This is a genomic window from Corallococcus sp. CA054B, assembly GCF_003611625.1.
GTDB lineage: Bacteria > Myxococcota > Myxococcia > Myxococcales > Myxococcaceae > Corallococcus > Corallococcus coralloides.
In genome coordinates, this window is record NZ_RAVY01000038.1 from 19732 (window position 1) to 43461 (window position 23730).

Sequence of the window (23730 nt, forward strand, 5' to 3'; positions counted from 1 at the left end):
CATTTCCGCCCCATTTTCCGGGGCCGCGGGCACACCCGGGACTACAGCTCACTTCACCGAGGGGCGGAGGGCCTGGAGCCGGGCCTTGTCCAGCTTCGCGGCGACGCCCACGCTGCGCCCGGCGAGGTTCGCGACGACGTACTGGACGGAGCTGCCCAGCACCTGCGCGCTCTCCGACAGGGTGAGCCCGTAGTCCTGCTCCAGCCACTGCGTCAGCCCTTGCGTCGCGGAGCGCAGGGCGTCGTCCAGTGAGCCGCCCTGCCCCAGCGCCATCAGGTGCGTGAGGGACTCCACGCGAGGCGTGGAGGGCGGCGGCTTGCCGTGCAGGACGTCCACGGTGAACTCGACGTCCATGGAGGTCTCCAGGGCGTACTGCGACGTCTCGCCGTCGCCCTGCGCGGCGTGCGCGTCGCCCAGGTACAGGAGCGCTCCGGGCTGCGCCACGGGCAGGTAGACGGTGTTGCCCTCCACGACCTCATTGAAGTCCATGTTGCCGCCGTAGCGGCCCGTGTCTCCGGTGGACAGCGGCGCGGATCCGAAGCCGGGCGCCACGGCCAGACCGCCCAGCATGGGCCGCAGCGGCACGGTGAAGGCCTTCAGGCGCTCCGTCGGGTACTCCGGGGACGCGACGCCGCGCTCGGGGTCGAGCTTCCAGCGCACGGGCTTGCCCAGCTCCGTCGCCTTCGCGGCGAGGCCCGGCGTGAGGGCCCGGCCCACGATGCCATCCAGACTGTCCGCGAACGTGCGGTTCAACGTGAGCCGGCGGATGCGGATGGCCAGCGTGTCGCCCGGGTTCGCGGTGGCGATGAAGAAGGGCCCCGTCTGCGGGTTGCCGAAGAGGGCGCGGGTGACGCCCTTCGAGTCCATGCCGCCAGAGTCGAGCGTCGAGGTACGCACCGTGTCGCCCGGCCAGACGGTCAGCACCGGCGCACGGTGCGCGGTGAACTCGTTGGACCAGGAGGTGGGCGTGAAGTCATGCACGCGAGGACCGCCCGTGGGGCGAGAGGGCAATAACCGGCCCGTGAAGGCATGGGACACCCGCGTCTTCGGGTTGTTGCTGTCCGGGTAGTCGGCGGTGCCGCGCAGCGATTCACCGCTCACCTTGCCGTCGAAGACGTAGGTCTTCTGGCGCGAGTCCGTGACGACGAAGTGGATGGCGTTGCCCGTGCGCTCCCCCTTCAGCGCATCGCCGTCCAGTTCACCGGAGAGGCGCTTCCCGTCGCGCTCCAGCGTGAGGAGTTGGTAGGCAGGGTTGCCCCACAGGTCGGTCGTCACGAGCCAGGACTCGGAGGCCGCGAGCGCGCCGGCAGGCAGACAGCAGAGGAGGACGGCGAGGGAGCGGATCATGGGCCGGCGCAGTGTAGAGGAACGGTCCCGGGTCCGCGTCGCCTCAGCCGGTGACCGCGGGCTCGCAACCCTCGGGCATGCGCCCCCTCCAAAGGGATGAGAACACGAGAACCCTCCGGAGACGCCCCTGCCGGCGGCGCACAGCCAAAACCTGTCCGACTGTCGGACAGGTTTGAAAAGGCACGGCCGGGAGCCGCCCACCTCGTCCAGCCGGCCGAAACCTGTCGGACAAGTTCGGAACGGCGCGGCTGGGAGCGGCCCGTTTCGTCCGGGTGACCGAAGCCTGTCCGACTGTCGGACAAGCTCGGAACGGCGCGGTCGGAAGGCGTCCGCCTCCGGAAGGCGGAAACCTGTCCGACTGTCCGACTGTCCGACTGTCGGACACGTCTGGGCCGTCGCGGCCGGAACGCGCCCGTTTCCCTCTGGGCCGCGGAAACCTGTCCGACTGTCGGACACGTCTGGGCCGTCGCGGCCCGGAGGCGCCCGCTTCGTCCGGGTCACGGAAACCTGTCCGACTGTTCGACTGTCGGACACGTCTGGGCCGTCGCGGCCCGGAGGCGCCCGCTTCGTCCGGGTCACGGAAACCTGTCGGACAAGTTTGAAACGGCGCGGCGCTGGACGCCCCCATTTCCACCCGGGCCTCGGAAACCTGTCCGACTGTCGGACTGTTGGACATGGTCCGGAAGGCGCCGCGGGAGCCGCCCGTTCATGCCGGGCGGCGGAAACTTGTCCGACTGTCGGACAGGTTCGGAACCGCGTGGCGGATGAGGCCCGCTTTCGTGCGGCTGAAACCTGTCGGGCTGTCGGACGCGTTTGGAACTGCGTGGTCGGGACGCCCCCCCTTTCCATCCGAGCCTGGGAAACCTGTCCGACTGTCGGACAGGTTCGGAACCGCGCGGCCCGGAGGCGTCCGCTTCGCCCGGCAGCAGAAACCTGTCCGACTGTCGGACAGGTTCGGAACCGCGCGGCCCGGAGGCGTCCGCTTCGCCCGGCAGCAGAAACCTGTCCGACTGTCGGACACGTTTGAAACGGCGCGGCCTGGGGGCTCCCGCTTTGCCCGGGCGGCGCAAACCTGTCGGACTATCGAACGGGCCTGAAGCTGGGGCCGGGCGGCGCCCACTTTGTCCCGGCGGCTGAAGCTTGTCCGACTGTCGGACAGGTTTGGAACGGCTCGGCCGGGAGCGTCCGCCTCGCCCGGGCGGCGGAAACCCGTCCGACTGTCGGACAGGTTTGGATCGCTCCGGCCCGCCGCCGGGGTCATCCCTTGAAGCCGCGCCGGTCCGTCAGCGCAGCCTCTGACCGAAGGCCCGCAGGCGGTCGCGGGCCTTCAACAGCTTCTCCCGGGGAATGGAGAACACCGCGCGCACGCGCTCCGGGTCGCCGCACCACGCGCCGCCGTTGAGCACCACGTGCGTGTGCTCGTAGACGACGCGCGGCAGGTTCTCCGGCGTGAGCTTCACCCCATCCACCGAGCGTCCCAGCCAGGCCGTCATCGGCGGCGCGAGGAACAAGCCCCCCGCCTCCGTGGCCTCCGCGCGGCCATCGTCCGGCAGCGCCTCCGCCACCAGCGCGCGCTTCTCCGCGAGGTCGCGCCGCATCCTCGCCAGGTAGTTCCTCAGCGCCTTGTGCCGCGCGGCGTAGAGCAGCTGCCCGTCCGGTCCTCGCGCATGGGCCGCGTACAGGTACGCCGCCGCGCGCGCGGTGGGCGTGTGCAGTACGCCCGGGGCGCTGTCGCGCAGCGCAGTCACCAGCGCCCGGTCCTTCGTGGCCACCCACCCCACGCGCAGGCCCCCCGCCGCGAACTCCTTCGACAGTCCGCCCAACAGCACCGTCCGCGCGCCAATGCCGGGCACCGCACCCTCCAGCGTCACCGGGCTGTGCACCGTCTCCGCCGTGGGGTTGGTGAGGTTCACCAATCCGAAGATTTCATCCGAGATCCAGAGGCAGCGCTGCTCCACCACGAACGTCGCCAGCGCCATCAACTCCTCGTGCGACAGGTAGTGCCCCGTGGGGTTCGCCGGCTGCGACAGCACCACCGCGTCCGGAGTCGCCCCCCGCGCGCGGCGCGACAGCAGCGTGCCCAGCGGGCCGGACTCCACCTCGCACCCCGCCGCGAGGAACGTGGGCGCGAGCACTCCGTAACAGGGCGTCACCAGGAACACGCGCGGCATCCGGCCCAACCGCTGGCGCAGCGCCACGCCCAGGTGGTGCATGAGCGGCCAGACGCCGGGCGCCACCACGACGTCCTCGGGGACATAGCGGGCCCCTCGCGTCTCCAGCAGGAAGGCCGCCACGGCCTCCGCCAGCCCCGTCTGCGCTCCGTCCGCGCGCGGTGCGACGCCCGCCGCGATGAGCCCCTCCACCAACGGCAGCGGCATGGGGCCTTCGTTCTCGCCGTAGTCCAGGCGCACGAGCTCCGGGTCGTCCTCGCGGAAGAACCTGGGCGCGAACGCGGGCAGCTCCGACAGCCTCGCGATGCGGTTCGAGCGCGGCAGCGGCACCTCCGGCGCACGGTGCGGCGAGGGCGGCACCGGCTCCGCGAAGGCCATGCGGAAGGCGAGCAGCTCCGAGAAGGTGCGCTCGTAGAACCACTCCGCCAGCACGCTGATGCGCGAGTAGGTCACCTCCGCCGCCACCTCCAGGTCCGCGCGCAGCGGCTCCGGCACGGGCAACAGCAACGTCAGTTCCAGGTCTGGCCACACCGCGTTCTTGATGAGGCCGTACAGGATGACCAGGTTGGGCGCGTGCTGCGTCCGCGCGAGGAACTCGAAGAGGGTGCGCGGCTCCACGTCGCCGGTGATGTTGAAGAAGGCGCTCTCGTCCAGCACCACCCAGATGCCCCGCCGCGAGGCCTCCGCCACGATGTCGCGCAGCACCGCCAGGTTGGTGCGCTCGCCCGGCTCCACCGTCAGGAGCACGGCCTTCACGTCGAAGGCGCTCAGCAGGCGGCGGATCTCCCCCAGCGTGTTGTGCGTCACGGTGGCGCGCACGCCCGCCTTGTCCAGGGCGCGCGCGTAGAGCGGGTGCAGGCTGCGCGACACCAGCACCGTGTCCCCGGGGTCGCACGTGGCGAGCAGGAAGGAATAGACGGCCTGCTCGCGCTCGGGCGCGACGAACAGCGAGTCCTCCGACAGCCTCAGGCCGAAGTGGCGGTCCAGGTAGCGGGCCACCAGCCTGCGGAAGGACGCGTCGCCGGCCTCGTGCGCGTAGGGCAGGAAGGGCGCCTGCGACAGCCGCTCCGCCAGCGCCGTGACGAAGCCCAGCTGCTCCGCGGACGCCGCTCCCAGGTCCAGCTCCTCCTGGAGCGCCGCGATGCCCAGCGAGCGCAGCGCGGCGCGCAGGGCCAGCGTCTCCCGGGGCAGCGACAGCTGGGCCTCCCACACCGCCACCTCGTGCCAGATGGGGTGGCCCGACTGCAGCCAGCCCAGCGCCGTCGCCGCGCGCAGGGGCTCCGGGCTGTGGGCCTCCATGAAGAACTCGAACTCCCGCCCGGTGCGCTGCTCCAGTGACACCAGCGGGCGGATGTCCGTGTCCGCCGCCTGCATCACCCGCCGGGCCACGCGCACGCGGGTGGTGAAGCCGCGCCGGGTGAACATCCGCGCGATGATGGCCCGGCCCGGACGGCCCGCCAGGTTCAAGAGCAGCCGGCCCCCGGGCAGCAGCCGCTCCGGCGCCTCGTTGAGCAGGCGCGCGATGAGCCCCAGGCCGAAGTGGTCCTCGTAGACGTTCTGCAACGAGGTGTAGTTGGACAGGTCCAGCAGCGCCTGCTCATCCGCCTGCGCCAGCTCCGCGGGCAGGTCATCACTCCGCAGCACCTGCGGGATGCACCCGACGATGAAGTCCCACTCCGGCTTCTGCGGCAGGCCGAGCAGCAGGTCGCTCTCGCCAAAGGACAGCCGCGACACCAGCGCCTCGTCGCCGTTGAGCCATGCGTTGCACAGCCCCACCGCCGGGGCCTGCGGGTTCAGGTCCAGCCCCCGGATGCGCGCGAGCCCCGTGAACTTCGCCAGCGCGATGCAGATCCACCCGGAGCCGGAGCCCACCTCCACCAGCTGCTTGCCGGCGTACTCGTCCAGCGGGACCTTCAGGAGCCCCTCCAGGAACGTGAACGCCCACGCCTCGGGCGCGAAGATGGACGGCGGAATCAACAACTCCAGCCGCTCCTGGGACGCGCCCACCGCCACCACCACCGACGCCAACCGCAGCGGCGCACCCTCGGGCTGGTCGCGCGACAGCTCCGCCAATTCGCGCAGCTCCGCCAGCGCCCGCGCGCGCTCTTCCGGCCGGGCCAGCGCCTCCGAAAGCGTACGCAATTGGACAAAGGCTTCACGGGCTGACGCGGGATAGGTGGCCATGGCGCGCCCGACTGTCCGGGCCCGCATGGCCCCTGTCAACGACCGCTTGTCCGCGAATGCCTGACGCATCGCAGTATCGGTTTACAGATTGTCATTCCCAGTTTACATGGGAAACCTTGAGTCAAACGCCAGTAAGCAGCGCCCACCGGACGGCCCCTCTCGTCCGGTGAGGACGCGCCATGAAAAGACAGCCGCAACTGGCCTTGCTCGCGGTGTTCGCCGTCATCCTGTTACACGCGCAGCCGGCAAAGGCTCAAATCGCCGCCGCGCACGTGTATCACAATCACATGCCCAACTTCTGGGCGTACTACGACCTGACCCAATACAACGCGACGCCGGTGGGTGGCCCCATCCGCTACGCGTATGACGGACAGGTCATCCAGATAAAGCAGTCACCTCCGGCCAACTACACCTATTTCCTGCCGTCGGGCGCGCCCATGCCGCACGACGACCTGGTGACGTATTACTCGCACCACGCGAAGGTGGGCGCGTATCAATACTGGCCGCCGGACGTGGCCGCGGACATGAAGGCCAATGCCTCCACGGGGCAGGTTCACGTCACCATGTCCGGCGCGGTGGTGAACAACGTCAACGACCTGGTCACCCGCCGCAACGTGTCCGGCTACGACAACGCCAACTGGGGCGCCCCCTGGAGGGATCGCTACGCCAACCTGCGCACGCCCGCGGGCAACCGCTCGTTGGACCTCATCCACTTCACGGGCCACCACTCCATGGGCCCGCTGGTGGGGCCGGACTACTTCCTCAAGGACCTCATCTACCAGAGCGCCACGCTGTCCCAGTCGTACTTCCTGGGCAGCGGCTTCACGGCCTCCAAGGGCTTCTTCCCCACGGAGCTGGGCTTCAGCGAGCGGCTCATCCCCACGCTGGCGAAGCTGGGCGTGAAGTGGGCCGTCATCGGTGACAACCACTTCTCCCGCACGCTGAAGGACTACCCGTTCCTCAACGACCCGGGCTCCGACACGCTGGTGTCGCCGCCCAACCGCGCGGACCTCCAGAACACCAGCACCGTGGGCGCCTGGGTGAGCGAGTCCATGGCGCACGAGCAGCAGGTCATCCGCAACAAGTACCCCTTCGCCTCCACGCCGCACTGGGTGCGCTACGTGGACCCGGCCACGGGCGCCGAGTCGCGCGTCGTGGGCATCCCCGTCAACCAGAACGGCTCCTGGCTGGAGGGCTGGGAGGGACAGGCCACCGTGGACGTCGTGGGCCTCCGCAACTTCGAAGGGCTGGTGTCCCAGAAGCAGTTCTTCGTGCTCGCGCATGACGGCGACAACTCCGGCGGGCGCGCGGGTTCGCTCGACACGTGGCTCAACGGCCGCGCCGTCACCTGCACCGGCGGCGTGCAGTGCCTGGGCATTGACGAGTACCTGGTCAACAACACGCCCGTCGCCACGGACGTGGTGCACGTGCAGGACGGCTCGTGGGTGGACACGCGCGATTCGTCTTCCGACCCGCAGTGGCACCACTGGCGGCTGCCCTTCGGCATCTGGAAGGGGCAGTTCCCGGCCTTCAACTCCGCCACCGGTCTCAACCTGGCGCCCAAGACGAACCTGAGCGGCGTGCAGGAGGGGATGACGGTGTCGCTGGAGCACGGCTGGCACTATCTGGAGCGCAACTTCGCGCTGCTCCAGGCCGCGATGAACTACGCGAAGACGGCCGAGCAGGTCTGGCTGGACGCGCACCCCAACCACTGGAAGCCCACCACGGCGCTGGACTCGCAGGTGACTCACGCGGGCAACCAGCTCAACCCGTGGATGCTGTCCTTCCCGGTGAAGGGCGACGCGGCGAATGACTGGGCGGGCGGCGCGAACCCCGCGGAGCTGGCCTGGTACTTCCTGCTGCCGGCCATGGACTCCGGCTTCGGCTACTACGACGAGAACGTGGACGACAACGTGAAGCCCACGCTGTCCTTCAACCAGTCGCTCTACTTCTCCAAGCCGTACGTGCAGGACCGGCTGGCGCAGGACCGCACGGGCCCGTCCGTCTGGTGGCCGCAGCGCTGGCCGTACAACCCGGGCAGCGCCAACACGGACAAGTCCGAAGGGTGGACGCTGCACCACTTCGACAACAACTTCGCGCTGTACACCTACGCGTTCGACGTCAGCGGCATCACCAGCATCAAGGCGCGCGTGCGTGTGCACACGGCGAAGAGCATCGACCCGTTGGACAACACGCCTCGCGTCTATGACCCGGTGGCGCTGAAGGCCGCGGGCGTGCCTGGAATCGACCCGTCGCGCGTGGGCGCGTGGGTGGATTACCCGCTCAGCCGCCGCGAGCTGCGGCCAGTGATGAACGGCGTGGCGTGGCAGCCGGCGCACCTGCCGGTGATGCAGAAGGTGGCCGCGCAGGAGATTGGCGACCTCTACTACGTGTACCTCGGGGCCTACCGTGACCAGCTGCTCGACTACTACATCGAGGCCACCGACTCGCGCGGCAACGTCACCCGGAGCGAGATCCAATCCGTCTACGTGGGCGCCGGGAAGTACCGGCTGGAGGGCGGCAAGTACATCGAGGACCTCAACGGCTCGGTGACGGGCACCTATCCGTTCCTCCGCGTGGACACGACCGCTCCGTCCGTGCCCACGGGGCTCGCGGCGACGCGCACGGACCGCTCCGTGACGCTGACGTGGACGGCCGCCACGGACAACGTCGGCGTGACGGGCTACCAGGTGTTCCGCAATGGCACGCAGGTGGGCTCGCCTTCCACGACGAGCTACACGGACAGCGGGCTCACGGCGGGCACGGCGTACAGTTACACCGTGAGGGCTCGGGACGCTGCGGGCAACACCTCCGCCGCGAGCAGCGCGCTCTTTGTCACCACCCTGCCCCCGGACACCACGGCGCCGTCGGCGCCCTCGGGGCTCTCCGCGTCGGGTGTCACCAGCTCCTCGGTGGTGCTGAGCTGGACGGCCGCCACGGACAACTACGGCGTGAGTGACTACCTGGTGTTCCGCAATGGCACGCAGGTGGCCGCGCCCACGGTGACGACGTACACGGACACGGGGCTGTCCTCGAGCACGACGTACAGCTACACCGTGAAGGCTCGCGACGCGGCGGGGAATACCTCCGTGGCCAGCGCCGCGCTCTCCGTCACCACCGGACTGGGGTACACGACGACGGTCTATTACAAGAAGGGCTTCGCCACGCCGTACATCCACTACCGCCCGGCGGGTGGCACGTGGACGACTCCACCCGGCGTGCTGATGCCGGACGCGGAGGTGACGGGCTACGCGAAGTACACGGTGAACCTGGGCTCCGTGCAGCAGTTGGAGGCCGTGTTCAACAACGGCAGCGGGACGTGGGACAACAACAACGGCGGCAACTACCTGTTCCCTACCGGCACCTCCACGTTCAACGCGGGCGTCATCACGGCGGGCGCTCCGGTGAGCGACACCTCGGCGCCGTCGGTGCCCATGGGGCTGACGTCACCGTCGAAGTCCGCGACGACGGTGTCACTGAGCTGGACCGCGTCCACGGACAACGTCGGCGTGACGGGCTACCTGGTGTTCCGCAATGGCACACAGGTGGGCACGCCCACGTCCACGAGCTACACGGACAGCGGGCTGTCCTCCAACACGGCCTACAGCTACACGGTGAGGGCGCGCGACGCGGCGGGCAACACGTCCGCGGCGAGCACCGCGCTCTCCGTCACCACCAGCACGGGCAACACGGTGACCGTCTATTACAAGAAGGGCTATGCCACGCCCTACCTCCACTACCGTCCGGCGGGCGGCACGTGGACGACGTCGCCGGGCGTGGCCATGGCGACGGCGGAGGTCTCGGGCTACGCGAAGTACACGGTGAGCCTGGGCTCGGCCACGCAGCTGGAGGCCGTCTTCAACAACGGCAGCGGCACGTGGGACAACAACGGGGGGCTCAACTACTTCTTCCCCGCGGGCACCTCCACGTTCAACGCGGGGACCATCTCCGCGGGTGCGCCGTCACAGGACACCACCGCGCCCTCGGTGCCTTCGGGGCTGACGGCTCCGTCGAAGACGGCGACCACCGTGTCGCTGACCTGGACGGCGTCCACCGACGCGAGCGGCATCGCGGGCTATGACGTGTATCGCAATGGGGCGCTGGTGGGCTCGCCCACGACGGCCAACTACACGGACACGGGGCTGACGGCGGGCACGGCGTACAGCTACACCGTGCGGGCGAGGGACACGGCGGGCAACGCGTCCGCGCAGTCCTCCGCGCTCTCCGTCACCACGTCCACCAGCGGGGCCACGGTGACGTTCAACGTCACGGCGAGCACCGTGATGGGCCAGAACGTGTACGTGGTGGGCAGCGTCGCCGCGCTGGGGAGCTGGAGCCCGGCCAGCGCCCTCCTGCTGTCCGCGGCCAACTACCCCACGTGGAGCGTGGCCGTCGGGCTGCCGGGCTCCACGGCGATTGAGTACAAGTTCATCAAGAAGGACGCCGCCAACAACGTCACCTGGGAGAGCGGCGCCAACCGCACCCTGACGACGCCGGCCACGGGCACCTCGACCGTGAACGACACCTGGCGCTGAGTGGATGAAGCCGCCTCGCGGCGGGCCTGGAGGCCGGGCCCGCCGTCGCGTGTAGTGTCGGGCCGAGGAGATGCCCGATGCAGCCACGAATCGCCGTGACGGCGGATGACACGGATTGGCGGATGCCCGTGGGAGGCCCGGGGCTGCGGCTGACCGTTCCCTCCAAGGGACACTGGCTGCGGCGGCCCCTGCTCCATGTCGAGGCCACCCGGCCGTACCTGCTGCGCATGATGCTGGGCGGGCAGCCGCTGCTCTGGATGCGGGTGGACGACTGGTGGAATGGGTGTGCCTGGCTGCGCGGCCCGGCGAAGCTCGCGGGCGCATTCCCACACATCACGGCCGAGGAGGCCCGGCGTCCCCCGGATCCGGGTTCGCCCGGGTGGTGGGCCGCGTGGAACCGGTGGTGGGTCCACCAGTTCGAGGCGTCCGAGCCTTCACTGCTCCATGCGGGGCACTGGTGCCTGAGGCCACTCCAGACAGCCCCCGTCACGAAGGCCCAGGGCTACTCCACGGTTCCCATCATCGGGACGGGATTTCTTCCGGAGCCGCCATGCGGGCTCGACGCGGCCTTGCGGTTCCCGCCCTTCCGCGCGGAGGACTGGTCCTGGGCGGAAGCCGGTGCCCTTCCGGAGCGCAGTGGCGGGGTGATGCCGCTGCGCGCACCGTCCCCCAGGGATGACAGCCGGGTGAAGGCCTGGCGCAAGCACGCCCGGGACGGGACGCTTCCACCGGTCCTGCTGACCTACTTCGCCCTGGTCGAGCGCTGGCTGGTGGTGGATGGCCATGACCGGCTGCACGCGGCGCTGCTGGAAGGCCGCGAGCCGCCCCTGCTGGGCCTCTGGTCCTTCACCGAGATACCCGTGGGGGAGGACCTGTCCACGCTGTTCCGCCAGGACGGCGCCATGAAGGCGGCGGAGCTGCGCCTGCGCGCGAGGCCCGGTGAAGTCGACTCGGTCAATCGCAGCCTCCTGCGCGAACACGAAACGGCTTACCGGCTCGCGGTCACGCGCGCGTTTCCCCTGAGAGGCGGCGCCGCGGCCTGGAAGGCGGAGGTCACCGCCTGGCGGAAGGGGTCGGGCGTCACGGTTCAGTCAGACGACTGGGCGGCCTTCGTCAGCAAGCCCGGGTAACGGAGGGGTCTAGCGACAGCCTCCCACTGACAAGGACGTGCGCGATGGAGAGGCGGAGCCAGGAACGAATGCCGGAGCAGGTCATGCAGGCCCTGCTGGACCTGCTGGCGGAGATGCCCGACTACCGCGTGGGGCAGGCGCTCGCCATCGCCGCGGCCCGCGGGACGGGCTATTCGGATCCCTTCAATGTGGAGGACGAAGCCCTGTTCAAGGCCCTCCAGCAGATGACCACGGAGGCCCGGGACCGCAAGCGCGCCCGTCCCGCGAGCGAGGACAGCCTGGAGGCCTACCTCACCGCGAAGCACGAGGGTTCCATGTCGGAGTGGCTCCAGGGCTTGTCGCGCTGGGGCCACCGTCCCCTGGCGCTCGCGGCCTTCGCGGTGGCGGAGCCCTGTCTGGGCATCTGGGAGCACGGCGTGCCGGAGGATGGAGATTGGCAGTTCACCTTCGCCCGCGCCTCCAGTCCCCGGGATGCGCTCACGGCCTTGCGGCGATGGCTGGGAGAGTCCCAGACGCCTCTCGCGCCGCACGTGGAAGCGCTGCGCAAGCTCATCCGGTCCGCGGAGCTCACCGAGGACGAAGCCGGCGGAGGTGCCGACCTCATCCGCAAGCGCCAGCGGTGCGTCGCCGCGGGCCGGGCCATCGTGCTCGCGCTCGAGGCCGCCGTGTGGACGCCGGAGCAGGCCACCCGAGACATTGCGGACGAGGCCGAGCGGCAGGCGGTGATGGCGGCGGGGCCGTTCCTGGAGCCCCTGGGCGCGGCCCGCGCCTTCCTGTCCTCTGTTCCTGGGTCCACCGAGGAGAACGTGCGAGAGCACGTGCGGCGTATCCTGCTGGCGCAGTGACCCCGGGCGCGCCTATTCCTGTGGCGCGGCCGGCTTCAGCAGCAGGTCCGTCAGGCCGGGCTTGGAGCGGCGCAGCAGGTCCTCCAGCGAGTACTTGTCCAACGTGGCGAAGAACGCATCGCGCGCCTCCGCCAGCACGCCCTTGAGGCCGCAGAGCGACGCGATGGGGCAGGTGTTGCGCTCCCGGTCGAAGCACTCCACCAGGTGGAAATCCGGCTCGGCCGCGCGCACCACCTTGCCCAGCCGGATGTCTCCCGGGGCCTTGGCCAGCAGCACGCCGCCGGCCCGCCCGGCCTTCACCTCCACGTGCCCCTCCTGCGCCAGCGTCTGCACCACGCGCACCAGGTGATGCTTGGAGATGCCGTAGGCGTCGGCGATCTCCTGCGTGGAGGACGGCCGCCCGGGGCGTGCCGCCAGGTACATGAGGACGCGCAGCGAGTAGTCGGCGTGAAGGGTCAGGTGCAAGTCAGGCGGCTCCGGCGACGGGGCCCCCTCGCGACACGCTCGGCAGGAAGGCATCCGCGTGGATGTCCTTCAGCGAGAACCCCGCGAGAAAGAGCTTCTTGCGCAGGGATAGCACCGCTTCGGGGTTGCCGCAGAGGAACGCTCGCCAGCCCACCGGGCGCTTCGGGAGGCAGGTGAGGACCTTCGCCTCCAGGGTCCCCTCCTCCACCGCCCCACCTCCCCCCGCAAGCACGACGGGCCGGTAGTGGAGGTTCGGATGGCTCGCCGCCAGGGCCCGCAGCGCGTCCACGAGGTACAGCCCGCCCGGGTCCTTCGCCCCGTGGAACAGGTGGATGGGGCCGGTGTGGCCGGCCTCCAGCGCGTCCCGCAGGATTCCATACAGCGGCGCGAGCCCCGTGCCCGTCCCCGCCAGGAGCAGCGGTGCTTCCGGCTGCCCGGGCACGTAGAAGCAATCCCCGGCCGGCCCCTGCACGTCCACCCGGTCGCCGTGTCCGACTTCGCGGGCGAACCAACCGCTCATGGCGCCCCCGGGCACGAGCCGCACGTGCAGCTCCAGCCGGCCCTCGCGGGGCAGGCTCGCCAGCGAGTAGCTGCGCGCGAGCCCGTCCGCGCGCACCACCGTGACGTACTGCCCCGCGCGATAGTCGAGCGGCGTCTCCACCTCCAGCCGCACCGCGAAGACGTCCGCGCTGAGCGTCTCCAGGTCCACCACGCGCGCAGGGACGCGCAGCTCCGACGCCCCCGCCACCTCCAGCGCCGTGCCCTCCTGGGGCCGGCACGTGCACGCGAGGAAGTAGCCTCGCGCCCGCAGCGTGTCCTTGAGCCCCACCTGCGCCGCCTCGGGCACGGGGCCCGAGGTCGCCCGCATCAGGCAGGACTGGCAGGCCCCCGCCCGGCACGCATGCGGCACGCGCACGCCCTGGCGCAGCAGTCCGTCCAGCACCGTCTCTCCGGGCTCCAGCGGATACCACTCGGATTCATGCCGCACCTTCGCCATGACGTGCCTCCTGACGGCTGCTTCAGCGGTTCAGCACGTCCACCCGCGCCCCTTCGGCGACGGTCAGCACCTGGCCCACCAGCTCCGCGGGCACGCCCAGCTCCTCCAGCGTCTCCTTCAGGTGCCCCACCACCGCGTCGAAGTGCGTCGCGTTCAGCCCGCGCTCCACCAGGTGCTTGTGCCCCGCGCGCATGTCCTTGCCCGAGTAGTTCGCCGGCCCGCCGGTCACCATCGTGAGGAACGCCTTCTGCTTCGCGGCCTGGCGCTCCATGTCCACGTCCTCGAAGAAGTGGCTGATGCGATCGTCGGCCAGCACCTTCCGGTAGAAGACGTCCACCGCCGCCGCCATCGCCGGCTCTCCGCCAAGCTTCTCGTACACGCTCGTCATGACTTCGCTCGCTTTCCGGGCCCACGCCCCAAAAAGATGCATCCTGAATGCATCTTTAAGGGTCCCGCCGTCAACACCCCGTGGTTCCGGGCATCGGGCCAGCTTCTGGCGCATGTGCCATCGCCTCATGCCCACCGTCGTGGCCGGGTTTGTCCTGGCTGGCTGAGGAACGCCTGCCTGGCGGGGCAGGGCCGTGCCTCGCGAGGAGATCCAGCTGCCTCGCATCGAGCCATCCCTGGTGCTGGAGCTGCCGCCAGGCTCCGTGGTGCCGGCCACGTTAACGTTAGGGGACGGCACGCCGTGGTGGCGGGTGCACCGGGAGGACGGCACCGTGTCTGTCTTCTCCGCCCTCATCCCCCGGACGCACGGTTCGTCCTCCGTGGGGCTCACCCACTGGATCCACACGATGCGGCGCTTCACTGGCGCCTACGTCTGGGGCAACCAGGGCCGGGATGCGTGCACCGGCGTGGGGCTTCAGGCGTGCAGCAGGCCGCGCGCCCGGCGCACCACGCGCTCCATGCCGCTCTTCACGTGGTCCAGCGGCAGGAAGCGGTTCACCGGCGTGGGCCGGTGCCCCAGCGGCCCCAGGTGCTTGCGCAGCACGTGGTTGGTGCGCAGCGCGCGCAGGTGCCGGGCCGTCTCGCGGGTGTTGAAGATGATGGACAGCGACACGGAGACATCCTCCGTGCCGTTCTTCACGTAGTGCGGTGCCACGAAGGGGATGTGCAGCGCGTCTCCGGGTCCGAAGGCGTAGCGCTCCGCCGTCGCATCGAAGGCCTCGCGGTAGTTCACCTTGGAGCCGGAGCGCGCGACGAAGTCCTCCAGGTCCGGCGCGGGGACCACCTGTTCGTCCCACGCCTTCGAGATGTGCACCGCCTTGCTGCCCCGGAACTGCATCAGCAGCGTGGAGTAGCGGTCCAGGTGGAAGGGCGTGACGCTGCCGGGGGACGCGATGAAGAGGTAGAGCATCGGATCCACCGCGTGGGTGCCCACGCCCTGCTGGCGCATCAGGTCCTCCACCTCCGACAGGAGCGCGCGGTACAGGTCGCGGAAGCTGGGGTCCTGCTCCGGCGCGCGCAGCATGATGTACGAGTTGCTCGTCATCATGTTCTCCACGGTGTCCTTCAGCGACAGGCCGGTGCGGTAGTCCAGGTGCGCGCGGTCGAAGTCCGCGTCCTTGGGCACCAGGCCGGAGCTGAAGAACACGTTCTCGGAAGGCAGCCGCTGCACCACGCCCGCCAGGTTCTCCAGTTCCAACGCGGGATGTCCCAGGAGCGTGTGACGGCACCGGAAGGACTCACGGTCGAACTGCAACGGCGACCCGACAGACTCGAAGATGCGCTTCATGGAAGTGACTCCTTGCCGCCTTCAGCGACAGGTGTTCACTCAATGCCAGCAGAGCGCGAACAGAGGTTCAAATTGGGGCAAATTGCCCCGCGTTTTCATGGGGCAAATTGCCCCGCGTCCCTCTGAAGACAGTCGAAGTCGTGGGGTGTGAAACGAATTGAAAACCACCCGGCGCCGGCTGCCCGGTCGCCCTGCTGTCGCCCTTGAAGGAGGGGCGGGCGCGGCCGGGAATCATGCCCATGTTTCGCCCATCACCTCGATGGGAGGAGGAGACATGGCGCTGGAGACAATCCTGTTGTGGGCGGTGATCGGCCTCATTGCTGGATGGCTCGCGTCCGCGGTGGTGGGCGGTGGCTACGGCCTGATTGGCGACATCGTCGTGGGCGTGGTGGGCGCGTTCCTGGGAGGTTTCATCCTCCGGGCGCTCGGCACGGGAGCCCCGTTCGGTGGCATCGCGGGCACCATCTTCGTGGCGTTCATCGGAGCGGTGGTGCTGCTGCTGATACTGCGGCTCATCCATTCGAGCACGGTCCGAAGGGTCTGATGACACCAGACACCAGGGCCTGACGGCAGTCATCAGGGCGGTGGCCCTCTGGCCGGGCCGCCGCGTCTGGCCCCTGAGCGATTCCAGGGGTTTGCCTCGTCGAGATGGGTGTGGGGGGCATGGCACGCGCCGTGCTCTAGCCCCCTGCATCGCTGAACCGGACGGCTTCTTCCCGCCGCCCCATCCCATCTCCGAGGAACCCCGCCATGGCGCTCTCCCCCCTGTCGCAGTCGTCCGTTGCCAGCTCCTCCTTCTCGCCCCGCACGTCCGCCACGGAGCTCTCCAGCCCGGTGTCGCGCCCCACGGCGGATGCGGCGAAGGCGAAGTGCGGCCCGGGTTCGCTCCAGGGGATGTTCCAGGCGGATGGCTTCGACGCGCCGGCGGGCGTGGGCAGGAAGGGCGCGCTCCAGGGCGGCAATCCCGTGGAGCAGCTGGCCCAGATGGTCCAGATGGTGAATCAGCTGGTGGACCTGCTCGGTGGAATGAACGGCGCCGGTGCGCAGCAGGGCGCTGCTCCTGCCGCCGCCCAGGCCGCTGCGCCTGCTCCCGCGCAGGCGGCTCCCGCCGCGCAGGGCACCCCGGCTCCGGCGGCCTCCCAGAAGGACGCGGCCGTCGCCGGTCCCCAGTCCGTGGGCGGCTCGAGCGCGGCGAAGGGCAAGAACACCATCACCCTCAACAACGACGGCGACAAGCCGATGACGGTGAACTTCACCCCCAACGCGGGCGAGAAGGCCGTCGACTCCGTCACGCTCAAGCCCGGTGAGAGCCGCACGGTGCAGTTCCCGGACAACTGGTCCGGCAACTTCCGCAGCGACAGCGGCGACGGCAAGAACGCGACGCTCGGTGAAGTGAAGTTCGACGGCGGGTTCGGCAACACGTACTACGACGTCAGCTACATCGAGGGTCACAACACCGCGATGACCATCCAGCCGGATGGCGGCGGCCGCCTGTCGGGCACGATGGACAACCTGCTCGCCAACGCGCCTGACTCCGTGAAGGCCAAGGGAGCGGACGGCTCCGCGTACGGCATCAAGAAGAGCACCACGTCCAACGTGCAGGATCCGGAGGTGGTAGACTTCTTCCGCAAGCACGTCGGCGCGGATCAGGGCTACGTCATCCCCACGGATGACGCGAGCACGCTGGGCAGCAAGGACAGCAACCTCGTCGTCCACCTGAAGAACCTGGCCTGATTCCCCAGCGAGGCCCCCGTCCATGAGCGTCCGCCTTCCATCTGGCCTTCCCCGCCCGGGCCTGCCCCTGCAGAGCCCCGCGCAGGAGAAGGAGGAGAAGGCGCAGTCCGGTGAAGGCAAGTCATCGGGCAAGGCCTCCGGCAAGGGCGGCGCGGGCAAGGGAGGCGTCGCCGTCAAGGGAGGCTCCGCCAAGGGCGCCTCCGCCAAGGGGGGCCTGGAGCAGACCGGCCCCCAGGACGGCATGGACTTCGGCCGCTCCGGCGAGACGGAGCGCAACGAAGCCGGCGGTGGCGGTGCCAGGGGGGCCCAGCAGCAGGCCGGGATGGCGCCGGGCACGTCGCAGGGCGCCGCAAGCCTGGGCACCCTGGAGCAGCCCCCGGCCCTCGCGGCCCAGACGCCCCAGACGGCCCCGGCGCTCCCCCAGCCTCCCCCCACGACACCGCAGGGGCCCGTGGCGCCGCAGCTCGAGCGCCGGCCCGCGGCTTCCGAATCCGTTCGGGAGCAGCGCACCGCCTCGGAGGGCCAGTCCTCGGAGGCCGCGAAGCAGGCGCTGGAGGGCCGCGCGAAGCTGCGCATCGCCGTCCTCAACCGCCTCTACCGCGGCCTCACGGAGGTGGAGGGGAAGATGGCCGCCTTCCTCGCCAACCCCGGCCGCCAGGGCGTCGTCACCCTGCCGGTGGTCCTGAGCGTGAGCACCGTCACCTTCGAGTGGTGGAAGTCCGCGAACGCGGTCCCCGAGGACCGGGCCTACCTGGCCCAGGTCCTGGGCGAGCCCGGCACGGCGGACGACGCCACGCTCCTGGGCACGCTGCGCGCGGAGATTGGTCAGGCCTTCGCGGAGTTCCCGCGCACGCCGCAGGGCGTGGAGGCCCGGAAGCTGTACGACGCCGTCCTCCAGAAGTACGAGGCCGCCCGCATCCAGCCCATCATCGCGGGCCACGACTCCGGCCCCGTGGTGGAGGAGTGCGCGCGGCTGGGGCTCTCCTGCGACGGGGACTTCACCCGGTCCCTGCTCCTGTCGCCGTGGATGCTGGCCACCAGCCAGAGCCCGGACGAGGGCTCCGCGACGCTGGTGATGGTGGCGGGCCTCACGCTGCCCCAATTGGGCGCGCTGGTGGGCCACCTGCGCCAGCTCAACCCGCTGCTCAGCAATCCCCAGCTGCGCGCGCTGCTCCTGCGCGCCTCCACGGACAAGCGGCTCGCGCTGCGCAAGGCGATGGGCCTGGAGGAGGTGGAGCAGGTGCAGGAGCTGGCGCGCCAGCTGCTGCGGCTCCAGGCCGTGCAGCACCTCACCGTCTGAAGGCCGTGGCGGAGGGACTCCTCCAGTCCATCCGCCGTCCGTCTTCAGGGCCTATGAAGACTCGCGGCCGAAGTTGGACATGGCGCGGGAGCCGCCGCCGTCCGTGTTGCCCAGCGCGACGGCCTTCAGCCCGCCCTCCTGCGCGGCCTGGGCCTCCGACATGCCCTGGGCGCTTTCGACGATCATCTGCCCGCCGCCCTGGTGCCGGTCCCAGCTGATCTGCATGGAGTCCGCGAGCCGCTGGGCGTCCACCGGAATCTTGGAGCCGGTGCTGGGGTCCTTGATGAGGTAGCGGCCCTTGTCGTCCTTGCCCTCCACGGAAACCCAGTGCGCGCGGCCCGTCTCCCCCGGCTTCGTCGTGGGGTCCACCAGGCAGGAGTCCACCATCACCGCGCCCTTGGCGCCGCGAGCGAGCGCGTCATCCAGGGCCTTGGTGTCCAGCTTGGACGACGTCTGCGTCACCTTCGTGCCCTGGTTCGCCAGCATGTTGGACAGCTCATGCGGCGACGTGCCCTGGCCCTGCGTGAAGCGCGACTCCAGCGCGGCCATCTTCTCCTTGTCCGACGTGGGCTGGGCCTTGCTGGTGCCAAGCTCCTTGCCCAGCATCACCGCCACCGCGGCGCCGCAGTCGTTCGGGTTGGTCTGCTTGACCACCTCGGGGTCCGCCCCCGCGGTGTCCCAGCCGCCAATCTCCGGAGCCTGGGGCGCGTTCGCGAGCTTCCCCGCGACGCCCACGTCCTGCGCGGAAGCGCCCGACACCGGCTGGAAGCGGTTCGCCCACGCCTGGTTGAGGGCCTGCACCGCCGCGAAGGCGTCCGTGGCCTGCTCCAGCTGCACGGGGGTGGGCGCGCCCTCCACCTGCGAGACGACCTTCTCCTCCGGCAACCCGGCCTGCTGAGCGGCCTGCTGCGGCTGGGCGGACGGCTTCGCCTCCACCAGCTGCTGGAAGGTGCGGAGGACGTTGGAAGAAATGTTCACGCTCACGGTCGTGGCTCCGGAGGGGATGGGGGACTCCATCCTACCTGGGATGGCGCCCCGTGTTAAGGGTCCCCGGACGGATCCAACCCGTGCTTGCGCAGGAGTTTCCGAAGGTAGACACGGTCGATGTCCGCCTCTCGGGAAGCCCGGGAGATGTTGCCCTCGCAGCGCTCGATGAGGTTCTTCAGGTAGTCGCGCTCGAAGACCTCGATGAGGTGCTCCTTGGCCTCCTTGAAGGGCAGGTCCAGGTCCGGCCCCTTGCGGCCGTCCGCGCCCGGGGGCGCCTCCAGGTCCGGCAGGGCCTCCTCGCCCAGGTTGACCACCTGCTCCACCACGTTGCGCAATTCGCGCACGTTGCCGGGCCAGGGGTACTGCATGAGCAGCGCGCGCGTCTGGTCCGACAGCGCACTCTGCGGCCGGCCCATCTGCTTGAGCATGTGGTCGATGAGGAACGGGATGTCCTCCGGGCGCTCGCGCAGCGCGGGCAGCGTCACGCGCAGCACGGCGAGCCGGTGGAAGAGGTCGCGGCGGAACTTCCCCTGCTGGACGGCCTGCTCCAGGTTCACGTGCGAGGCGGCCACCACGCGCACGTTCACCGTGAAGTAGTCGTTGCCGCCCACGCGCTTCACCTGCCGGCGCTCCAGCACGCGCAAGAGGCGCGGCTGCAGTTCCAGGGGCAGCTCGCCAATCTCGTCCAGGAAGACGGTGCCGTTCTGCGCGCGCTCGAAGGCGCCCGCGCGGTCGGCCTGGGCGCCGGTGAAGGAGCCCTTCACGTGGCCGAAGAGCTCGGACTCGATGAGGGTGGAGGGCACGCCCGCCAGGTCCACGATGACGAAGGGGCCCTTGGCGCGCGGGCTCTGCTGGTGGATGGCCTCCGCGCACAGGTCCTTGCCGGTGCCCGTCTCGCCGTGGATGAGCACGTCCGCGCCGCCGGGCGCCAGGCGCTCCAGCACGGTGAAGGCCTCGCGCATCTTGCGGCTCTGGCCCACGAGCGCGCCGAAGCGGTCGCGCGAGGACAGGGGCAGCGAGCGCTCGCGCGTGTCCTCCGGCACCAGCTTCAATTCGGTGGCGCCCAGGGTGATGACGCTGCCGGGGCGCAGCTCCATGGCGGTGAAGCGCAGCCCCTCCACGAACGAGCCGTTGTGCGAGCCCAGGTCCGTGGCGACGACGTGCTCGTCGTGCACCTCCAGCTTCAGGTGCTGGCGGGAGACGGCCTTGTCGGTGAGGACGATGTCACACGTGGGGTTCTTGCCCACCACGTACGTCCCCTGCTTGAGCGGATGGGACTTGCCGGCCTCCGCGCCGGAAAGCACCCGGAGCACCATCCGCACCTGTCCCGCACGGCCCCGGTTCAGGGTGGCCGTGGCATCCAGGAGCGCCTCGTCCTCGTCTGGTGGCAGCGACACGGCGCGGGACGGTAGCACGCCCCGCCAGGGTCGCCAGCAGCCGCGCGTGTCGTCCTACCTGCGCCGGCCCCGGGAAGGCTTTCGGGCAGGCGGGCGCGGGGGCTCCCTGGGCAGGGTCTCCAGCCACGAGTCCACCTCGCCCACGCGCTCGTCCATCCCGGACTCGCTGAAGCGCTCGCGGGCGCGGGTGGCCTCGCCCCGGGCTTCTGGCGACTGGCCCGTCTGGTACAGCGCCCGCGCCAGCGCGAAGCCGGACTCCGCCAGCGCATCCGGGGGCGCGGACGCGAAGGACACCGCCAGCTGGAGCGGCGCCACGGAGTCGCGTGCGCGGCCCAGGCCCAAGAGCGCCTGGCCCACGCCGTCGTAGGACGGCTGGAGGCCTTCGTCGCCCTTGGGCAACAGCTCGCGCTTGAGGGCCACGGCCTCTTCGTAGGTCTTCAGCGCGTCGTCGTAGCGCTTCATCCCCAGCTGGCACATGCCCAGCTCGTCCAGCGCCTCCGCCACCTGGGCGCTCTTCTCACCGTGGAGGGTCTTGTAGAGGTCCACCACCGCCTGGGCATGCGGCAGGGCGCGCTCGGGCTGGCCGGCGTCGCGCAGGGCCAGGGACAGCAGGCCGTGCCGACGGGCCACGTCCGGGTGCACCGGGCCCACGGCCGCCTCGGTCTTCGCGAGCGACGCCTCCAGCAGCGGCACCGCCCCCTTCGCGTCGCCCGTGCCCAGCACCAGCCGCCCCAACAGGAAGAGCGCCCGCGCGCGCTTGGGGTGCTCGGGCGGCAGCGCCTTGTCGTAGAGGGCGCTCGCCTCCGTCAGCCGCTCGCGGGCCTGCTCCATGTGGCCCTGGGACATGGCGAGGTTGGCCTGGTTCACCTTCACGTCGGCTTGAAGCACGGGCTCGCCGCCCAGGCGCTGGAGGGTGGCCTCCGCCAGCGCGCCCCAGTTCGCCGCCGGGTCGAAGTGCTTCTGGCCGTCCTCCACGTAGAGGAGCTTGTTGAGGATGGCGACCTTCAGCCGGTCCGCCCTGCCCGCCTCCGCGTCGAACACGGCGCGCGACAGCAGGCGGGAGGCTTCCGGCGACTGGCCCGTCTGCTCCTGGAGCCAGCCCAGGTGGAAGCGCATCTCCGCCTTCAGCGGCAGGTAGCCCGTCTTCTCCACCGGCGCCTCCAGCGCCTTCACCGCCGCGAGCGCCGCCGGGTAGCGGCCCGCGTCCACCTGCGCGCGCACCTCCGACAGCTGATCCTCCAGCGCTTCAATGGCGCCGCGCAGGGCGGGGTCGGAGGGGCGGCGCTGCTGTTCGGCCAGCGACTCCACGTCCTCGCACTCGTGCAGCGCGGGCAGCGCGTGCGCCATGTCCACGGACTTCTCCACCATGGCGGCGTCCGCGCTCGCGAGCAGGTCCACCGTGGCGCGCAGGTCCTTGCGGCGGCGCTCCAGGCACACCACCTGCCGGTCCAACTGCTCCTCCGGCTTCACGCCGCTCACGCGCGCGTCCTCGCACGCCTGGACGCGCTGGTGCTTCCACGCGCCCGCGTACTGCCCCAGCACCTGCACGGCGCGCGCGGCCATGCCTTCCGCGAAGGGCTTCCCGGTGGCGCGGAAGGCGGACTCCAGCTTCGCCTTCGCGTCCGGCGTCCACACGCTGTCCATCAGCGCGCCCGCGTCCGCGCACACCTGGGACTGCTGCCACGCCACGCCGCCCGCCACCGCGAGCGAGGTGGCCATCGCGCCCGCCGCGCCCAGCCAGCGCTTGCGCTGTCCGTGGCGCTGCTCCTGGGAGAGCGCGTCCAGCAGGGCCTGCATGGACGGGAAGCGCGCGTCCGCGTCCAGCGCCAGCCCGCGCAGCACCGCCTGCCGCACCCAGCCGGGCACCTTCACGTCGCGAGGGGGCTCGCGGATGAGCGCGGGCGGCGGCGCGATGGCGGGGGCCTTCGCGGGCGCGGCGTTCAGCGACTGCGTGCCGCCCAGCGACTGCGTGCCGGTGGCCTCCAGCTCCGCGCCGCGGCTGGCGGACGCGTAGGCCTTGATGCTGCCCGGGTCGAAGGGGCGCGTGCCGTAGAGCGCGCCGTAGAGCGCCGCGCAGAAGCTGAACTGGTCCGTGCGCGCGTCCAGCTGCGTGCCCCGGAACTGCTCCGGGGACATGTAGTTGGGCGTGCCCACCAGCAGGCCCGCTTCGGTGAGCGTGGTGTCCAGCATGCGCCGGTCCGAGGACTCCAGGACCTGCGCCTCCTCCGGCGAGGCCGGGGCCTCCGGCCCTTCGCCCACCTGCCGCGCCAGCCCGAAGTCCGTCACGTAGACGCGGCCCGCGCGGCTCACCAGCACGTTGGCGGGCTTGAAGTCGCGGTGCACCAACCCCGCCGCGTGCGCGGCCTGCAGGCCCCGGCCCGCCTGGAGGTAGCGCTCCAGCACTTCCCGCCAGGACGGCTTCGCCTCCTTCAGCCACGAGCCCAGCGTGCCGCCTTCCACCAGCTCCATGGCGACGAAGACCTGGTCGCCCCACATGCCCACGTCGAAGACGGGGATGACGTTGGGGTGGGAGACGCGCGCCATGGCCTGCGCTTCGCGCAAGAGCCGGGACCGCGCCTCCTCGTTGTCGTGGTTGGCGTTCGGGTGCAGCAGCTTCAGGGCGATCTTGCGGTCCAGGTCCGGGTCATAGGCGGCGTACACCACGCCCATGCCGCCCTGCCCCAGCTTGCGCAGGAGCAGGTAGCGGCCCACCTGGGGAACGGGCGGGACGTCCTCCGCGCGGCGCGGACGGGGGCCCGTTCCGTATCCCGAGCCCCGGCCCGTCCCCGCGCCCGAGCGCGCGGAGTCTCCTGAGCCGGTGCCTGTGTTTCGCCTTCCGGTGTCTCTCTTCGTCATGGGCCGTTGCCCGCGAGTCTACCGCCGGCCCTCGCCCGCTCCGAACA

Annotated in this window: 15 protein-coding genes; 6 read left to right on the top strand and 9 right to left on the bottom strand. The window is 70.6% G+C overall.

The genetic code is table 11. The features are described 5' to 3' along the window. Positions 1–48 precede the first annotated feature (48 nt). Together D7V80_RS12455 and D7V80_RS12460 are read right to left on the bottom strand one after the other, a co-directional pair. Positions 49–1347 (bottom strand): acetamidase/formamidase family protein, encoded by a 1299-nt coding sequence (locus tag D7V80_RS12455; protein ID WP_120588364.1) that lies wholly within the window; start codon positions 1345–1347, stop codon positions 49–51. Between the two features lie 1283 nt (positions 1348–2630). Further along, positions 2631–5702, bottom strand: coding sequence for an aminotransferase class I/II-fold pyridoxal phosphate-dependent enzyme (locus tag D7V80_RS12460; protein ID WP_120588365.1), 3072 nt, complete (start codon positions 5700–5702; stop codon positions 2631–2633). A gap of 179 nt (positions 5703–5881) precedes the next feature. Here D7V80_RS12460 and D7V80_RS12465 point away from each other — a divergent pair, with 179 nt between their 5' ends. The 3 genes from D7V80_RS12465 (at position 5882) to D7V80_RS12475 (ending at position 12212) form a co-directional block, all read left to right on the top strand. Next, a complete protein-coding gene (locus tag D7V80_RS12465; protein WP_120588366.1) occupies positions 5882–10237 on the top strand; it encodes a carbohydrate binding domain-containing protein in 4356 nt (1451 codons plus the stop codon). Between the two features lie 77 nt (positions 10238–10314). Further along, positions 10315–11367 carry a hypothetical protein gene (locus D7V80_RS12470; protein WP_120588367.1) on the top strand — a complete coding sequence of 351 codons (1053 nt, stop codon included), beginning with the start codon at positions 10315–10317 and terminating at the stop codon, positions 11365–11367. A gap of 68 nt (positions 11368–11435) precedes the next feature. Beyond that, the gene (locus D7V80_RS12475) at positions 11436–12212 is read left to right on the top strand and encodes a hypothetical protein (protein WP_120588368.1); all 777 of its coding nucleotides are present in this window, start codon (positions 11436–11438) and stop codon (positions 12210–12212) included. Positions 12213–12224: 12 nt separating this feature from the next. Here the strand turns inward: D7V80_RS12475 and D7V80_RS12480 are convergent, their stop codons facing one another. The 4 genes from D7V80_RS12480 to D7V80_RS12495 form a co-directional block, all read right to left on the bottom strand. After that, the gene (locus D7V80_RS12480; RefSeq protein ID WP_120588369.1) at positions 12225–12677 is read right to left on the bottom strand and encodes an Rrf2 family transcriptional regulator; all 453 of its coding nucleotides are present in this window, start codon (positions 12675–12677) and stop codon (positions 12225–12227) included. Position 12678: 1 nt separating this feature from the next. Beyond that, positions 12679–13674 (bottom strand): FAD-binding oxidoreductase, encoded by a 996-nt coding sequence (locus tag D7V80_RS12485; protein WP_120588370.1) that lies wholly within the window; start codon positions 13672–13674, stop codon positions 12679–12681. A 22-nt stretch (positions 13675–13696) separates the two neighbouring features. Next, positions 13697–14062 carry a group 1 truncated hemoglobin gene (locus D7V80_RS12490; protein WP_120588371.1) on the bottom strand — a complete coding sequence of 122 codons (366 nt, stop codon included), beginning with the start codon at positions 14060–14062 and terminating at the stop codon, positions 13697–13699. A 474-nt stretch (positions 14063–14536) separates the two neighbouring features. Next, the gene (locus D7V80_RS12495; protein ID WP_120588372.1) at positions 14537–15409 is read right to left on the bottom strand and encodes a JmjC domain-containing protein; all 873 of its coding nucleotides are present in this window, start codon (positions 15407–15409) and stop codon (positions 14537–14539) included. 274 nt (positions 15410–15683) lie between these two features. Between D7V80_RS12495 and D7V80_RS12500 the strand changes: the two genes are divergently transcribed. The 3 genes from D7V80_RS12500 (at position 15684) to D7V80_RS41755 (ending at position 18443) form a co-directional block, all read left to right on the top strand. Next, entirely contained in the window at positions 15684–15953 is a 270-nt protein-coding gene (locus D7V80_RS12500; RefSeq protein WP_014394573.1) for a GlsB/YeaQ/YmgE family stress response membrane protein, read from the top strand. A 206-nt stretch (positions 15954–16159) separates the two neighbouring features. After that, entirely contained in the window at positions 16160–17143 is a 984-nt protein-coding gene (locus tag D7V80_RS12505; RefSeq protein WP_120588373.1) for a hypothetical protein, read from the top strand. Positions 17144–17165: 22 nt separating this feature from the next. Further along, complete coding sequence (locus tag D7V80_RS41755; protein ID WP_158616614.1) at positions 17166–18443, top strand: hypothetical protein; 1278 nt, start codon at positions 17166–17168, stop codon at positions 18441–18443. A gap of 51 nt (positions 18444–18494) precedes the next feature. On the opposite strand, the gene D7V80_RS12515 is transcribed toward D7V80_RS41755, so the two are convergent. The 3 genes from D7V80_RS12515 to D7V80_RS12525 all read right to left on the bottom strand — a co-directional run bounded on the left by D7V80_RS12515 (position 18495) and on the right by D7V80_RS12525 (position 23683). Continuing rightward, the gene (locus D7V80_RS12515; RefSeq protein ID WP_147447075.1) at positions 18495–19427 is read right to left on the bottom strand and encodes a hypothetical protein; all 933 of its coding nucleotides are present in this window, start codon (positions 19425–19427) and stop codon (positions 18495–18497) included. Between the two features lie 56 nt (positions 19428–19483). After that, positions 19484–20746: a sigma 54-interacting transcriptional regulator gene (locus D7V80_RS12520; RefSeq protein WP_233585287.1), complete on the bottom strand. Its 1263-nt coding sequence runs from the start codon at positions 20744–20746 to the stop codon at positions 19484–19486. Positions 20747–20881: 135 nt separating this feature from the next. Next, complete coding sequence (locus tag D7V80_RS12525; protein WP_120588375.1) at positions 20882–23683, bottom strand: serine/threonine-protein kinase; 2802 nt, start codon at positions 23681–23683, stop codon at positions 20882–20884. Between the last annotated feature and the right edge of the window lie 47 nt (positions 23684–23730).

Excerpts from the sequence above, each read along its gene's own strand:
- D7V80_RS12455 (WP_120588364.1), bottom strand. The coding sequence starts at position 1,347 with ATGATCCGCTCCCTCGCCGTCCTCCTCTGCTGTCTGCCTGCCGGCGCG.
- D7V80_RS12460 (WP_120588365.1), bottom strand. The coding sequence starts at position 5,702 with ATGGCCACCTATCCCGCGTCAGCCCGTGAAGCCTTTGTCCAATTGCGT.
- D7V80_RS12465 (WP_120588366.1), top strand. The coding sequence starts at position 5,882 with ATGAAAAGACAGCCGCAACTGGCCTTGCTCGCGGTGTTCGCCGTCATC.
- D7V80_RS12470 (WP_120588367.1), top strand. The coding sequence starts at position 10,315 with ATGCAGCCACGAATCGCCGTGACGGCGGATGACACGGATTGGCGGATG.
- D7V80_RS12475 (WP_120588368.1), top strand. The coding sequence starts at position 11,436 with ATGCCGGAGCAGGTCATGCAGGCCCTGCTGGACCTGCTGGCGGAGATG.
- D7V80_RS12485 (WP_120588370.1), bottom strand. The coding sequence starts at position 13,674 with ATGGCGAAGGTGCGGCATGAATCCGAGTGGTATCCGCTGGAGCCCGGA.
- D7V80_RS12490 (WP_120588371.1), bottom strand. The coding sequence starts at position 14,062 with ATGACGAGCGTGTACGAGAAGCTTGGCGGAGAGCCGGCGATGGCGGCG.
- D7V80_RS12495 (WP_120588372.1), bottom strand. The coding sequence starts at position 15,409 with ATGAAGCGCATCTTCGAGTCTGTCGGGTCGCCGTTGCAGTTCGACCGT.
- D7V80_RS12500 (WP_014394573.1), top strand. The coding sequence starts at position 15,684 with ATGGCGCTGGAGACAATCCTGTTGTGGGCGGTGATCGGCCTCATTGCT.
- D7V80_RS12505 (WP_120588373.1), top strand. The coding sequence starts at position 16,160 with ATGGCGCTCTCCCCCCTGTCGCAGTCGTCCGTTGCCAGCTCCTCCTTC.
- D7V80_RS41755 (WP_158616614.1), top strand. The coding sequence starts at position 17,166 with ATGAGCGTCCGCCTTCCATCTGGCCTTCCCCGCCCGGGCCTGCCCCTG.
- D7V80_RS12520 (WP_233585287.1), bottom strand. The coding sequence starts at position 20,746 with ATGGTGCTCCGGGTGCTTTCCGGCGCGGAGGCCGGCAAGTCCCATCCG.
- D7V80_RS12525 (WP_120588375.1), bottom strand. The coding sequence starts at position 23,683 with ATGACGAAGAGAGACACCGGAAGGCGAAACACAGGCACCGGCTCAGGA.